Genomic DNA, 322 nt, shown 5'->3' with positions numbered 1-322 from the left:
GCCCCCTCCGCGCCTACGGCGCTCCTCCCCCGGAGGGGGAAGAAGGAGCCGCACGATCCTTCCGCCCCCTCCGGGGGCGGACGGCCGCGAAGCGGCCAGGTGGGGGCAAGTGACATCGGCTTCACGCGGCGATCCGCTGAAGTTAGGTGGGGAGGCGACGGAGCGGCCGGGCGAACCCGGAGACCGTAGTGGTTTGTGTGTTTCGGCTCGCTTGTCCGCTCCGCCAGGCTGTTCTTTGCCGTGAGGACGGCGGGCGTGAGCGTTGTCTGCTCGGGCCTCCGCTACCCCCGGACGGGCGTGGACCAACTGGATCGGCTATTCC

At 70.5% G+C, this 322-nt stretch carries 1 pseudogene; it reads right to left on the bottom strand.

The features are described from left to right. Nucleotides 1–125: pseudogene (locus ASC70_RS26040) on the bottom strand (hypothetical protein); the annotation flags it as partial. Nucleotides 126–322 lie beyond the last annotated feature (197 nt).

Source organism: Caulobacter sp. Root343 (assembly GCF_001425745.1).
GTDB lineage: Bacteria > Pseudomonadota > Alphaproteobacteria > Caulobacterales > Caulobacteraceae > Caulobacter.
Note: the sequence above shows the minus strand (reverse complement) of the source record. Positions and strands in the feature narration are given on the sequence as shown.